Annotated in this window: 13 protein-coding genes; 7 read left to right on the top strand and 6 right to left on the bottom strand. The window is 53.9% G+C overall.

Annotated features, from left to right (window positions below; genetic code table 11):
- Positions 1-19: 19 nt before the first annotated feature.
- A complete protein-coding gene (locus tag E3E26_RS01120; protein ID WP_167731624.1) occupies positions 20-1,207 on the bottom strand; it encodes a glycine C-acetyltransferase in 1,188 nt (395 codons plus the stop codon).
- Between the two features lie 146 nt (positions 1,208-1,353).
- Between E3E26_RS01120 and E3E26_RS01115 the strand changes: the two genes are divergently transcribed.
- Positions 1,354-2,334 carry a replication factor C small subunit gene (locus E3E26_RS01115; RefSeq protein ID WP_012572376.1) on the top strand — a complete coding sequence of 327 codons (981 nt, stop codon included), beginning with the start codon at positions 1,354-1,356 and terminating at the stop codon, positions 2,332-2,334.
- Entirely contained in the window at positions 2,334-3,836 is a 1,503-nt protein-coding gene (locus tag E3E26_RS01110) for a replication factor C large subunit (RefSeq protein WP_370520063.1), read from the top strand. The genes E3E26_RS01115 and E3E26_RS01110 overlap by 1 nt, the downstream gene beginning before the upstream one ends.
- A 4-nt stretch (positions 3,837-3,840) precedes the next feature.
- On the opposite strand, the gene E3E26_RS01105 is transcribed toward E3E26_RS01110, so the two are convergent.
- Genes E3E26_RS01105 through moaA form a run of 3 tightly spaced genes read right to left on the bottom strand, consistent with a single transcriptional unit; the run spans position 3,841 to position 6,702 of the window.
- A complete protein-coding gene (locus E3E26_RS01105) occupies positions 3,841-4,854 on the bottom strand; it encodes a class I SAM-dependent methyltransferase family protein (RefSeq protein ID WP_167899539.1) in 1,014 nt (337 codons plus the stop codon).
- Positions 4,790-5,740, bottom strand: coding sequence for a DUF835 domain-containing protein (locus E3E26_RS01100; RefSeq protein ID WP_240911611.1), 951 nt, complete (start codon positions 5,738-5,740; stop codon positions 4,790-4,792). The genes E3E26_RS01105 and E3E26_RS01100 overlap by 65 nt, the downstream gene beginning before the upstream one ends.
- Positions 5,741-5,778: 38 nt before the next feature.
- Positions 5,779-6,702, bottom strand: coding sequence for a GTP 3',8-cyclase MoaA (gene moaA, locus E3E26_RS01095; protein WP_370520082.1), 924 nt, complete (start codon positions 6,700-6,702; stop codon positions 5,779-5,781).
- Between the two features lie 129 nt (positions 6,703-6,831).
- On the opposite strand from moaA, the gene E3E26_RS01090 reads away from it, so the two are divergent.
- Both E3E26_RS01090 and E3E26_RS01085 read left to right on the top strand, forming a co-directional pair.
- The gene (locus E3E26_RS01090) at positions 6,832-7,578 is read left to right on the top strand and encodes a hypothetical protein (RefSeq protein WP_167899538.1); all 747 of its coding nucleotides are present in this window, start codon (positions 6,832-6,834) and stop codon (positions 7,576-7,578) included.
- Entirely contained in the window at positions 7,544-8,959 is a 1,416-nt protein-coding gene (locus tag E3E26_RS01085; protein WP_167900079.1) for a ribonuclease E/G, read from the top strand. Before E3E26_RS01090 ends, E3E26_RS01085 begins: the two co-directional genes overlap by 35 nt.
- A gap of 67 nt (positions 8,960-9,026) precedes the next feature.
- On the opposite strand, the gene radB is transcribed toward E3E26_RS01085, so the two are convergent.
- Complete coding sequence (gene radB / locus E3E26_RS01080; RefSeq protein ID WP_167899537.1) at positions 9,027-9,701, bottom strand: DNA repair and recombination protein RadB; 675 nt, start codon at positions 9,699-9,701, stop codon at positions 9,027-9,029.
- An 11-nt stretch (positions 9,702-9,712) separates the two neighbouring features.
- Positions 9,713-10,348: an MBL fold metallo-hydrolase gene (locus E3E26_RS01075; protein ID WP_167899536.1), complete on the bottom strand. Its 636-nt coding sequence runs from the start codon at positions 10,346-10,348 to the stop codon at positions 9,713-9,715.
- Positions 10,349-10,450: 102 nt separating this feature from the next.
- On the opposite strand from E3E26_RS01075, the gene E3E26_RS01070 reads away from it, so the two are divergent.
- From E3E26_RS01070 to E3E26_RS01060, 3 genes are all read left to right on the top strand, one after another.
- The gene (locus E3E26_RS01070; protein ID WP_167899535.1) at positions 10,451-10,828 is read left to right on the top strand and encodes an ASCH domain-containing protein; all 378 of its coding nucleotides are present in this window, start codon (positions 10,451-10,453) and stop codon (positions 10,826-10,828) included.
- Positions 10,821-11,525, top strand: a complete 705-nt coding sequence (locus E3E26_RS01065; RefSeq protein ID WP_167899534.1) for a DUF1614 domain-containing protein — start codon at positions 10,821-10,823, stop codon at positions 11,523-11,525. The genes E3E26_RS01070 and E3E26_RS01065 overlap by 8 nt, the downstream gene beginning before the upstream one ends.
- Before the next feature lie 66 nt (positions 11,526-11,591).
- The gene (locus tag E3E26_RS01060; protein ID WP_167900078.1) at positions 11,592-12,431 is read left to right on the top strand and encodes a ribose-phosphate diphosphokinase; all 840 of its coding nucleotides are present in this window, start codon (positions 11,592-11,594) and stop codon (positions 12,429-12,431) included.
- Positions 12,432-12,454 lie beyond the last annotated feature (23 nt).

Genomic DNA, 12,454 nt, shown 5'->3' with positions numbered 1-12,454 from the left:
AGGAAAAGAACAGAAGAGCTCACTTCAGGAACCCGGTCTTCTTTCCGAGATCCTCGAAGGCGTCGATGACATACTGGAGGTCCTCCTTGCTGTGGGCCGCTGAGGGCTCGAGCCTTATTCTGGCAGTTCCGAGCGGAACTGTCGGATAGACGATTGCCTGCGCGAAGATGTTGTACTCCTCGTAGAGCCTCCTTGAGAACTCCTGGGCGAGCTTCTCGTCATAGAGCATGACCGGGGTAATTGGGTGCTTGGTGTTGCCGAGGTCGTAGCCGAGGTCTCTCAATCCATTCTGGAGGAAGTGGGTGTTGTCCCAGAGCTTCCTAACCAGCTCGTCGCTCTTCTGGAGTATCTCAACGGCCGCTATTGCGGCGGCAACGTCAGGGGGGTTCGGAGCGCTCGAGAAGAGGAACGGTCTGGCCCTCTGGCGGAGGTACTCGATGGCCTCCTCCGGACCGGCAACGTAGCCACCTATGACACCGAAGGCCTTGCTCAGCGTACCCATCTCGAAGTCGACCCTGTCGTGGAGCTTGAAGTGGTCCACTATACCTCTTCCGCTGTCTCCGAGGACACCCTCACCATGGGCGTCGTCGATGTAGAGTATAGCATCGTACTGCTCAGCCAGCTCGGCCATCTCAGGGAGCGGGGCGAGGTCACCGTCCATCGAGAAGACACCGTCGCTGACGATGATTTTCTTCTTCTTGTCCTTGTTCTCCTCCAGCCTCTTCTTGAGGTCCTCCATATCGAGGTGCTTGTAAATGACTTTTGGAGCGCCGCTGAGGCGCATTCCGTCGATTATGCTTGCGTGGTTGAGCTCCTCGCTGATGAATACTCCATCCTCACCCTTCTTGAGGAGTGCACTTATAGCTCCCAGGTTGGCGTTGTAGCCGCTCTGGAAGAGTATGGCAGCCTCTCTCTTCTTGAACTTAGCCAGCTTCTCCTCCAGTTCAACGTGGAGCTCCATGGTACCGGCTATGGTTCTGACGGCACCGGCACCGACACCGTAGTCGAGAATAGCCCTGATGGCCGCTTCCTTAATCTTGGGATGTGCGGCGAGGCCGAGATAGTTGTTCGAACACATGTTGAGAACGCGCTTTCCGTCAACCACAACCCAGGGCCCCTGGGCGCTCTCGAGCTTTCTAATAGTTACGTAGAGGCCCTTTTCCTTAAGCTCCTGGAGCTCTTCCCTAATCCAGTCGAGCTTCGCCATGAGAACCACCGAAAGTTTTTGGACACTGAGGTATAAAAGTTTTGCACTTCTCCTTTGGGTTCATCAGGGCTTGGAAGTGGGGGTTCGGGAGGGCAAAAGGCTTAATACCCCGGAGGCGCATAAGCCTTTTAGGAAAGGTGATAGCTATGCCAGAGGAAGTCCAGGAGGTTAAAATCCTTGAAAAGCCGTGGGTTGAGAAGTACAGGCCGCAGAGGCTGGAAGATATAGTCGGTCAGGAGCATATAGTCAAGCGCCTCAAACACTACGTTAAAACCGGTTCGATGCCCCACCTCCTCTTCGCAGGGCCGCCTGGTGTCGGAAAGACCACGGCCGCTTTAGCCCTGGCGAGGGAGCTCTTCGGCGAGCACTGGAGGCACAACTTCCTCGAGCTCAACGCGAGCGATGAGCGCGGTATAAACGTCATCCGCGAGAAGGTGAAGGAGTTCGCGAGAACTAAGCCGATAGGTGGTGCAAGCTTTAAGATAATCTTCCTCGACGAGGCGGACGCTTTAACCCAGGACGCCCAGCAGGCGCTTAGGAGAACAATGGAGATGTTCTCGACCAACGTGAGGTTCATACTCAGCTGTAATTACAGCAGCAAGATAATCGAGCCAATACAGTCGAGGTGTGCCATCTTCCGCTTCAGACCGCTCAACGATAATGACATAGCAAAGCGCATCAAGTACATAGCCGAGAACGAGGGGCTTGAGCTCACTGAGGACGGCCTTCAGGCGCTCCTTTATGTCGCTGAAGGCGACCTCAGGAGGGCAATAAATGTCCTTCAGGCAGCTGCTGCGCTCGACAGAAAGATAACCGATGAGAACGTCTTCCTCGTTGCGAGCAGGGCTCGTCCAGAAGACGTACGTGAGATGATGAACCTTGCCCTCGAGGGCAACTTCCTCAAGGCCAGAGAGAAGCTGAGGGAGATTCTCCTCAAGCAGGGGCTCAGCGGCGAGGACGTTCTCATCCAGATGCACAAGGAAGTGTTCAACCTCACAATTCCAGAGGACAGAAAGGTCGCTTTGGCGGACAAGATAGGCGAGTACAACTTCAGGCTCGTTGAGGGAGCGAACGAGATGATTCAGCTCGAGGCTCTGCTCGCTCAGTTCACCCTGATGGGTAAGTGATGGCCATGCCCTCCTTCGATGTTCCCTGGGTTGAGAAGTACCGCCCGAGAAGGCTGAGCGAGATAGTGAATCAGGACAAGGCTTTGGAGCAGGTAAGGGCATGGATAGAGGCATGGCTGCACGGTAATCCGCCGAAGAAGAAGGCTCTCCTCCTCGCTGGACCTCCGGGGACGGGCAAGACCACCACCATCTACGCCCTGGCCAGGGAGTACGGCTTCGAGGTCATCGAGCTCAACGCGAGCGACGAGAGGACCTACGAGAAGATAGAGCGCTATGTCCAGGCAGCCTACACGATGGACATCCTTGGAAAGAGGAGAAAGCTGATATTCCTCGACGAGTCAGACAACATAGAACCAAGCGGAGCGAGAGAGATAGCGAAGCTCATCGACAAAGCCAGGAACCCGATAATCATGTCAGCCAACCACTACTGGGAGGTTCCGAGGGAGATAAGGAACAAGGCCCAGATAGTTGAATACAAGCGCCTGAGCCAGAGGGACATAATGAAGGCCCTCATAAGGATCCTAAAGGCAGAGGGTGTAACCGTTCCGAAGGAAATCCTCCAGGAGATAGCCAAGCGCGCCAACGGCGACTTAAGGGCAGCAATAAACGACCTTCAGACTGTTGTCTCGGGTGGAATCGAGGACGCCAGAGAGGTTCTCGCATTCCGTGACGTGGAGAAGAGCGTCTTCCAGGCATTGGCTCAGCTGTTCGCAACCGACAACGCCAAACGCGCAAAGCTGGCCGTTCTCGGCGTTGACATGTTTCCCCACGAGCTCCTCCAGTGGATAGACGAGAACCTGCCTTACGTCTATTACAAGCCGGAGGACATAGCGAGGGCCTACGAAGCGCTTAGCAGAGCTGATATATACCTCGGCAGGGCCCAGAGGACGGGTAACTACGGACTCTGGAAGTACGCCACGGACATGATGACCGCCGGCGTTGCAGTGGCTGGCGTCAAGAAGAAGGGCTTCGTGAGGATTTACCCGCCGAAGACGATAAAGCTCCTCACCGAGAGCAAGGAGGAGCGCTCGCTCAGGGATTCAGTGGTCAAGAAGATAATGAGCGAGATGCACATGGCGAAGCTCGAGGCTCTTGAAACCCTCAACATCCTTAAGGCGATATTCGAGCACAACCCCGACATGGCGGCGCACTTCGTCGTCTTCCTCGACCTGAGTGAGAAGGAGGTCGAGTTCATAGTTGGCGACAAGGAGAAAGCGAAGACGATATGGGGCAAGAGCCTCAACATTCACAAGCGCCTCAAGGAGGAGCGGAACGAGCTCAAGGAGCACGTTAAGGTAGCGGTTGAGGCGGCCGAGGTGAAAGAACCGGAAGAAAAAGTCGATGAAGCAGAAGAGCTCGAAGAAGAGGAGATAAGCGAGGAGGAGCTCGAGAAGGCCGAGGAAGAGATGGAAGCCGTCGAGAAGGAGAAGAAGTCCGAGAAGATCGACAAGCCCAAGAAGAAGGGCAAGCAGGCTACGCTCTTTGACTTCCTGAAGAAGTGAGGCTTTATTTTAAAATTTTCACGTCCGCACACACTTTGAACACGTGCGGCTTGAAGTCGCTCACCTTTTTTACTTTGACCTCGCAATCTTTTCCCTGTTTCTTGCATTCCTCAAGGATTTGCCGTCTGAAGGACTCGATCTCGTCCTCGTGGACGAAATCGTAGTAATGGAGCCATTTCTCGGCCCTGCTCAGGGTTAGGGCCAAGGCATCCACTCCCCTTGGTGTGGGGCTTATCACGCGGTCGAACGCTGGCATTTCTGGGAGAACCTCGAAGGCATCGCCGTGAATGAACTCTATCTCGCCCTTCAGGTTTTTCCTGTTCAGTTCGATGTTCTCGAGGCCTAGCCTGTAAGCATCTTCGTTCAGCTCGACGGCGGTAATCTTGACCTGTTTATAGTGCGCTATGACAAGGGCGTACGGCAGAACACCGGCGAAGGGAATCAGGATTCTCTCGCCGTCCCCGACGAGCTGAGCTAATCTATACCTCTCACCCTTCATCCTCGGATTGAAGAAGGCTTTGCTTAAGTCCACCTTTATCCTCACGCCGTTCTCCTTGTGAACCGTCGTCAGCCTCTTCTCGCCCCAGATTATGGAATAATCACGAATCCTAAATGCCCCCTCGTGGAAGCCCTTCTTTGCAATGACCTTCAGAAACGGGTGAACCTTCCTCAGGCCCCAGATGATATCCTTGATCCTGTGCTCCAGCTCGGGCGGGATCTGGATTATTGCGATGTCCCCTACGACGTCGTAGCGCCTCAGATAGGAGAGCTCCTCTTCGCTAAGACGCTCCGCCAGAACACTCTCTAGGTTTTTGTAAATCTGCCTCTCCGGTCTAAGGGGGAGCTCAACCTCCAGGACCTCGTAGCCGAGCTCCTTGACTATGGGATCGTCCAGGACAGGCAGGAGAACATGGTTTTCTTCCCTCTTTGGTCTCCTCTTTCCGTCATATAGGTTAAGCTTTTTCAGTTTCCTCTTTACTGGCTCCGCTTTCTCCTTCGGCACTCTTATTGCTGGCATTGTTTTCTCCCTCTTGCTCCCGGCTTTTAACGTTTGTTCTCTTTGCCAGTTTGTCTAAATCCTCGCGCAGTAGAGTTCCAAAGAATGCCTTGCTGGAAAGCAGTTCCCCGATTTCTTTTATGTTGGGTCTCTTGAATTCCCTGGCCAGGATGTTGAACTGCTTCTCATCTAGAATCTGGGGTATGGCGAGGACTATCATGTATGCACCGCTGACAACTGCATAGTCCTTGAGAGTGAAGAGGAACTTTGCTATGGCGCTGAACTCCGAGTAGAACATCAAGTACTCTATTCCCTCGATGTAAATTGCACTTTTCTCGTGGTTCCTCATGAACTTGACGGCCTCTTCCCGGAGGATATGCAGACTGCTGGGGCTGACGGCATGCCTGTGGGACACCCCACTGAGCCACAGGAATCTCTCCGGCTCTATTCCAAATTCGCGTACCCACTCTTCCCATGTTCGCCTGCTAATGACGAGGATCGGCACTTTCTCTCTGTGGAGCGCCTTCAGCAAAAGCTTGGCTTCTTCAGTGCTCTCGACAAGAAAGACGTCAGACTTTTTTATTCCGCTTCCACCTTCGTCTTTTCTGACATATATCCCACAAATCTCCCTCTCTAGACACCTGAGTGACAGAAGCGATAGAAACAAGAACGTTCCGATTGTTATAAGTTCGAGCATGGGGCGCAGTACGTTCCTCCCAAAGGCCGTGAGGATAATAACTGTCCCACCAAGGAGCCCGAGTAGTGTTAGCATAATTGCGAGTCCGAGGGCAAACTTCTTGGTTCGACTGTCCGCGAGATAATAGTAACGCCTAGCCCTGACGAGCCAGTAGGTGGTAATGATGAATAGCAAAATTCCCCCCATGAGGGTTATGATGTCAACTCCCATCCAGTCACCCTTGTAATTTAGGGCAAAGTAGTATTAAACTATTTCCAGTAGGGCTCTCTCATCAGAACTGCCTTCTGGAAGAGCTCAACAAGTTCTGCATCGCTGACGCTGTTCCTAAGCGCCGTGGAGAAGTCTATGAGATCATTCTTTCTTAGAAGGCAGGTTTTGAACTTGCCGTCTGAAGTAACCCTAAGGCGGGTGCAGTTGGCGCAGAAAATCGTGTTGTGCATAGCCCTGACAACCTCAACCTCGGCTATTCCGTAGTCCGTCGGAATGAAATACTTCTTCCTTCTGTGCATCCTCCTTTCCCGGGTTTTCACGGCCATCTCCTCGAGCTTCTGCTCAACGGGCTTGAGCGGGTAGAAATACTTCCTGAAGAAGCTCGTTTGTGTCATCTCTCTCGGCGCCTCGAGCTCTATCAGCTGGAGTATCGTGCCGGTCTTGGCCGCAAAGTCTATCATATCCCATATCTCGCCGTCGTTGAGGCCCTTCATTACGGTCATGTTGAGCTTGACCGGGCTGAGGTATCTGACGGCTTCCTCAATGCCCTCAAGAACGACATCAAGCATGTCAACGCCGGTTATCTTCTTGTAAACATCTGGCTTAAGGCTGTGGAGCGAAACGTTCACCCTGTCAAGGCCTGCTTTTGCCAAAGGCTTCGCTAGCTCCTTCAGCCTGCTCCCGTTGGTCGTCATCGAGAGGTCTCTTAGGTAGGGTTTTATCCTTCTCACTATCTCGATAATATCGCTCCTCACAGTCGGCTCGCCGCCGGTTAGCTTGACTTTCTTTATCCCTAGGTTCGAGGCTACTCTAACGAGCCTTTCGATTTCAGCTGGAGTGAGTTCTAACCTTGCGTTAAAGTGCTGGCCCTCTCGATGGCAGAAGAAGCATCGGTAGTTGCAGTCCCGTGTGATTGAAATCCTGAGGTTCGTCACCGGCCTGCCAAAGCGGTCGTAGAGCACCATTTCAAGCACCAAGATGATTAACATTTGGGCTTAAAAAAAGGTTTGGGTAAGTGATTCTGTTTACCCAACGATCATCGAAAACTACAAGTAGGGGGAGAATCTAGATAACCCTCAGGGGGTTTTCGCATGAACGTTGACGAACTGAGGGCCAGGCTGTCCCGTCTCGAGGAGCTCCACGCTCAATTTGAGCATCAGTTTCCTGGCATCTACGAGGAGAAGGACTATGAAGCTCTTCTTGCAAGGATCAAGGGACTTTACACGCTCTCCAGAGAGAAGCTTGAGATAGCCTCTGTTCTCTACCGGGAGATGGCCCAGATCGGTGGAAGAGCTGAGGAACTTGCCAAGGAGCTCCACAGGAACGAGCACCAGATGAAGTTCCGCCTTGAGGAGATTCTGTCTCTACTGGCGAAAGCAACCGACTATGACGCCCGACTGAGGCTGAACACTGCCCTTGACAGACTTGTTCACTTCCACAGGGTTTACGATTACGCTGTGAGCAAGGCAATTCAGGAACTTGCCACTGAGGTTGAGGGACTCACCCTTCTGGCCGAGGGCGAAAAGGAGAAAAAGGTACCCGTGAGTATAATGGACAAGCTCCGGAAGATTGAAGAGCTTGAGGCCGAGCTCGAGGTTATGAAAACCTTCATGCTCAGGCTTTACTCTCACCCCGGCGACGTTCACAAGGTTGAGGAGGCCCTAAAGGACTGGCATTCAAGGGGCCTGCTGTGGGTCGAGGCGAGGAACGTGGAGAAGCTCAGCGGCGTTGGGAGAGCCGGCGAGATACTCGAAGGTCTGACGCTCATAGGAGTGGTGGAAAAGAAAATGAGGGGTGGTGAAAGTGTCTACAAACACAGGAGTTTCAGTTCGGGTTAGGGGCATCTACAGCACGGCCCTCACGAAGCTCTTCCTCGACAGGGGCTTTGGCATCTCCCAGCCGAGCCAGAAGATCGTCGAGCGCTTCAGCCTCGAAAAGACCTACGACGAGTTTGACGTTGATGTTTATGACAAGAAGGACCATCACGGTGTCGTTCTCGTTGGGACGAAGGTTGAGGAAGTTAGGAAGGTCCTTGAGGACGAGCTGATAGATGTTTTCTTTAGAAAGCTTCCCTATCAGCTCTACGGGATATACAAGGGAATGATCGTCAAGAGAGACGAGCGCTACGTTTACATCGACATAGGCAGTGCCATAGGCACCGTCGTTGCCGACGAGCTTCCGAACGCTATGGAAGGCGACGAAGTCCTTGTCCAGGTCAAGAAGCACAACCTCCTGCCGCACCTGAGCGTTACTTTGACTATTCCCGGTGACTACGCGGTGCTCATTCCAAAACCGATAGGGGCGCAGAGGCACGTGAAGATATCCAGAAAGATACGCGACCAGAGCGAGAGGGAGAGGCTTAGGATCCTCGGACTCAGCATAGACCTCGGGGAGTGGGGAATACTCTGGAGGACTGCCGCAGCATACAAGGACTGGAACACTCTCAGGGATGAAATAATAAAGCTTTCCAAGCTTGCCGACAGGCTCAAGAAGGCGGACTCCTACACGGCTCCATCGGTCATAATCGAGGGCAGGGACATCTACGAGGTCGAGTTTGGTGGAGGGGCGAAGAAGAAGCTCGACGAGGTAAGAAACAAGGTTGTTCCCACCGTTGAGGGTCACCACCAGCTGAAAGCCTACGACCCGGAGTTCAGTTTTGCGGTTGAAATAGCCGAGGGAATCCTCGCCAAGGTTCCTGGCCAGAGGGAGAGGGTGAGGCAGGGCTTCTGGGAGGCTTTGATTACCAACAAGGGGCCGAAGAAGGGCTGGCTCTTCAGCCTGGAGCACTACAAGCCCGACGGCCAGAGGATAAAGATAGGGCCGGGCGAGATAGTCGAGGTCTCCATGAACCCGCTCAAGGTTACCATAAAGCGCCACCTCAAGCCCGGCAAGTTCTACGACGGCCTTGACATTCCGATAGAGTTTGGCGACTACGTGATTACTGAGATAGAGGCAGGTAAGTGGTGGTTCGTCCACAGGTATTACGACAGAGACGGCAACCTGAAGGGCGAGTACTACAACATCAACACCCCCGTCGAGATTTACCCTGACAGGGCGCGCTACGTTGACCTTGAGGTCGACATCGTCAAGTGGCCGGACGGCAAGAAGGAGATAATCGACAAGGACAAGCTCACCGAGCACTACGAAGAGGGCATCATCACGGAGAAGCTCTACAAAGCCGTGCTCAGGATAACTCAGGAAGTGTTTGAGAGAGTTTGAACCCTTTTCTTTTTCATTTGCTCGTTCAGAATGATTGTACTCAGCAGGCAATACTCGCAAAACTCGACTAGTCCGCCCCTCCGAGCGCGTCCTCTATGCCCTTCTCGGTTATCCTGAAGTACACCATGCCGCCCTCTGGCCTGAACCTGTGCCTCTCCAGAAGGGCCACGCGCAATCCGGGAGTGTTCAGCTTGTCGAGCCTCAGAATGTCCTTGCAGCGGTATCCGAGGGTGTGCTCGGCAACTGGCTTCATCCTCTCGGCGCGGCTGTCGAAGTGCACCTGATTTATCACGATTACTGGGATACCGTGCTTCCTCGCGAGCCACAGGAGAACCTGCAACTGCTTCCCGAGTTCAGCGGTGAGGTTCTTTCTCTGCTCTTCAACCCTGTAGTGGGCCGTTATGGAATCCACGACGATGAGGGAGAAACTCTTATCGACGATCTTCTTCAGGCTTCCTATCGTCCTTCTCTGCTCCTTGAAATCGGCTGGGGTGAAGAGGATGAACCTCTGGAGGGCTTCCTCAGGGTCGAGGCCCCTAGATTCAGCCATCTGGGCGAGCCTCTCGGGAGAAAAGCCACCCTCTGTATCGACGTATGCAACCTTCCCGTCGCTCAGGAGGCCAATCTGAACGGCAAGGGTGGTCTTTCCGGTGGCGAAGCTTCCATAAACCTGGGTCAGAACCTCGGGGGCTATGCCCCCTCCAAGAAGTTCGTCTAGTGATTTGACTCCCGTGCTCAGCATTACCGCCACCGCTAGAGCGAGAGCTCCTCGTAGAGCTTGAGGGGCTTCACCACGGCCCAGATGCGCCTCTTATTGAGTTCCTCTAGGAGCTTCTCGACGCTCCCCCCTCCGTAGACCCCGTAGTGCATCGGGATGACCATCCTCGGCCTTATGTCCTCGATTATCTGAGCCGCCTCGCGTTCGTTCGCCGTTGAGCGGCCGCTTATGGGCACCAGCAGAACGTCGACCTTTCCGCGGAGCCTCTGAATGGTTGGCGTCGAATATGTGTCCCCCGTGTGGAACAACGTTTTGTCCCCTTCTATTAGGTATCCAACCGGGTACTGGCTGGAGGGATGCTCAACGTATATTGCGGTAACCTTGACGCCGTTCTCGAGCTCTATGGTCTGGTCTTCCTCGATTTCCCTGACTTTCGTTACCCCGTCGCTGATAGCCATGAGATATACTGGCTTCGGTCCGATAACGGTTGCGTCGCGGAGCCTCGAGAGGAGCTCGACCTTGCCGTAATGGTCGCTGTGCTCGTGGGTTATCAGGATGTAGTCGACCTCGCCTATTTTGTCGTCGTCAACCTCAGGATAGGGGTCGATGAGCAGTCTCACACCCTTCGTCTCGACCCAGAAGCACGCGTGTCCATACCAGATAATCCTCATAGGTGATACCTCCCTCCATGGGTTCGGTGAGGTGGACTTAAAGTTTTTTGTTTGCTCCTTTCCGACGTTGGTTTTATAAGCCGGGAGTGCATTATCTCTTTGATGGCGGTGGAAGTTGAAACCCGAAAGAAGGGTCTAATAGTGAGGGAGCCCTTCGCGACGCTCATCGTTGAGGGTAAAAAGGTATGGGAGATAAGGAAGTCCCGCACGAGGGTGAGAGGCGAGATCCTGATTCTGAATGGGGGGAAGGCTCTGGGGAAGGCGGAGCTGGTGGAGGTTCTTGGACCGTTCACGCCCGAAGAGCTTGCTGAGCACAGGGACAAACACCTCGCCGACCTCGAGTTCCTCAGGGCCTATTCGAATGGAAAGCCCCTCTACGCATGGGTTCTCCGCAACGCGGAGAAGTTCGAAAAACCTGCGAAGGTTAGCATTGCCAAGGGAGCCCAGGTGTGGGCGAACGTGGTGATGAGGGATGAATAATAGGCGCCTCATAATTCCCCCGGTCTCACTGCCAATCCTTGTAGTCATCTTCATCCTCTTTCTCCTTGTTTTTCTCCTGTTCTCGAGCATAGTTATGGCGGCCTTTGCTAAGCTTGGAATCCCTCCGCAGGTCGCCTATGCGCTTTTCCTTTTCGCATTGCTTGGCAGCTTCATCAACATTCCCATAGCTGAGGAAACCTCCTACGAGCCGGTCATACGGGTGGGAGAGGTTCGGTTCTTCGGAATCCCCTATCCAGTCCCCTACTTTGACTGGGAAGAGAGGAAGGTCATAATAGCCATAAACGTTGGCGGCGCTTTGGTTCCCCTCAGCATCGTCATCTACGAGCTTCTCAGGCTCGTCTATCTCGGGCAATTCGGGCTGCTCTTCAACACGCTCCTCGCGGTTACGATAGCGGCCCTCTTTAGCCATGCCATAGCGAAGCCGGTTAAAGGTCTCGGAATAGCAATGCCGCTATTTTTGCCTCCTTTGATGGCCCTGATACTGGCCCTTCTTCTTGGTGACGGAAACCCTCCGCTGGTGGCCTATGTGAGCGGAACGATGGGAGTTCTCATAGGGGCCGATTTGATGAACTGGCGCAAAATCAAGAACCTCGGCGCACCGATGGTGAGCATAGGTGGGGCTGGAACCTTCGACGGTATCTTTCTGGCCGGCCTGATTGCCGTTCTCCTGGCATAACGGTGGGTTTATAAGGCCTGGGTTAAACATGGAAGCGGCAAGATGCGCGGTTACGGGGTGATGCTCATGATAGTGGTCGGAAGCGGTGCGAGGCACCTGGAGGACGAGATAAGGAAGCTCGGCGGTGAGGTTCTCGACGTCGAGATTAAGAAGTTCCCGGATGGGGAGAAGTACGTTCGCGTTCTTGGCTCGGGCGATGAGGTTCTTGTGGTTCAGTCAACCTTTAAGCCGCAGGATGAGAACCTCATCGAGCTGCTCCTCATAGGCGACGCCCTCCGCGAGAGGGGCTTTGAGAAGCTCAGGGCCCTCGTCCCCTACCTAGCCTATTCTAGGCAAGACAGGGTTACAAAGGAGGGCGAACCGGTAAGCGTTAGGGCTATCATGAGAGCGCTTGGCCTCTACTATGACGAGCTTTACGTCTTTGATCTGCACAATCCGGAAACTCTCAGGTTCTTCCCCGGTAAGGCGGTGAACCTCTCGCCGGCGAGGGCGATAGCTGAGTACTTCGGCGAGAAACTTGGCGAGGGCATAGTCCTTGCCCCAGACAAAGGCGCCCGGGAGAGGGCTAGAGCAGTTGCCGAGAAGCTTGGACTTGAGTACAGCCACTTCGAGAAGAGGAGGATTTCCCCAACTGAGGTTCAGATGTGGCCAGTCGATATCGACGTGAAAGGCAAAAACGTGCTTATAGTGGACGACATCATAAGCACGGGTGGCACGATGGTTAGAGCCGCGAACCTGCTCAGGGAGATGGGTGCCGAGAAGATATTCGTGGCGGCAACGCACGGCGTCTTCGCTGAGGGTGCAATAGAGCGCGTCAGCAGGGCCGTGGATGAGCTCGCCGTAACCAACACAATACCGACGCCGGTTTCGAGGATAAGCATAGTGCCCGATGTAGTGAAGCTCTGACTTTTCATTTTTCATTCTACTAG

It is taken from the genome of Thermococcus sp. LS1, assembly GCF_012027395.1.
In the GTDB taxonomy this organism is placed as follows: Archaea; Methanobacteriota_B; Thermococci; order Thermococcales; family Thermococcaceae; genus Thermococcus.
The sequence above is the reverse complement of the archived record's forward strand: the minus strand, read 5'-3'. Positions and strand labels throughout refer to the sequence as shown.

Coding starts and splice junctions, on each gene's coding strand:
- E3E26_RS01120 (WP_167731624.1), bottom strand. CDS start 1,207: ATGGCGAAGCTCGACTGGATTAGGGAAGAGCTCCAGGAGCTTAAGGAA.
- E3E26_RS01115 (WP_012572376.1), top strand. CDS start 1,354: ATGCCAGAGGAAGTCCAGGAGGTTAAAATCCTTGAAAAGCCGTGGGTT.
- E3E26_RS01110 (WP_370520063.1), top strand. CDS start 2,334: ATGGCCATGCCCTCCTTCGATGTTCCCTGGGTTGAGAAGTACCGCCCG.
- E3E26_RS01105 (WP_167899539.1), bottom strand. CDS start 4,854: ATGCCAGCAATAAGAGTGCCGAAGGAGAAAGCGGAGCCAGTAAAGAGG.
- E3E26_RS01100 (WP_240911611.1), bottom strand. CDS start 5,740: ATGGGAGTTGACATCATAACCCTCATGGGGGGAATTTTGCTATTCATC.
- E3E26_RS01090 (WP_167899538.1), top strand. CDS start 6,832: ATGAACGTTGACGAACTGAGGGCCAGGCTGTCCCGTCTCGAGGAGCTC.
- radB (WP_167899537.1), bottom strand. CDS start 9,701: ATGCTGAGCACGGGAGTCAAATCACTAGACGAACTTCTTGGAGGGGGC.
- E3E26_RS01075 (WP_167899536.1), bottom strand. CDS start 10,348: ATGAGGATTATCTGGTATGGACACGCGTGCTTCTGGGTCGAGACGAAG.
- E3E26_RS01070 (WP_167899535.1), top strand. CDS start 10,451: ATGGCGGTGGAAGTTGAAACCCGAAAGAAGGGTCTAATAGTGAGGGAG.
- E3E26_RS01065 (WP_167899534.1), top strand. CDS start 10,821: ATGAATAATAGGCGCCTCATAATTCCCCCGGTCTCACTGCCAATCCTT.
- E3E26_RS01060 (WP_167900078.1), top strand. CDS start 11,592: ATGATAGTGGTCGGAAGCGGTGCGAGGCACCTGGAGGACGAGATAAGG.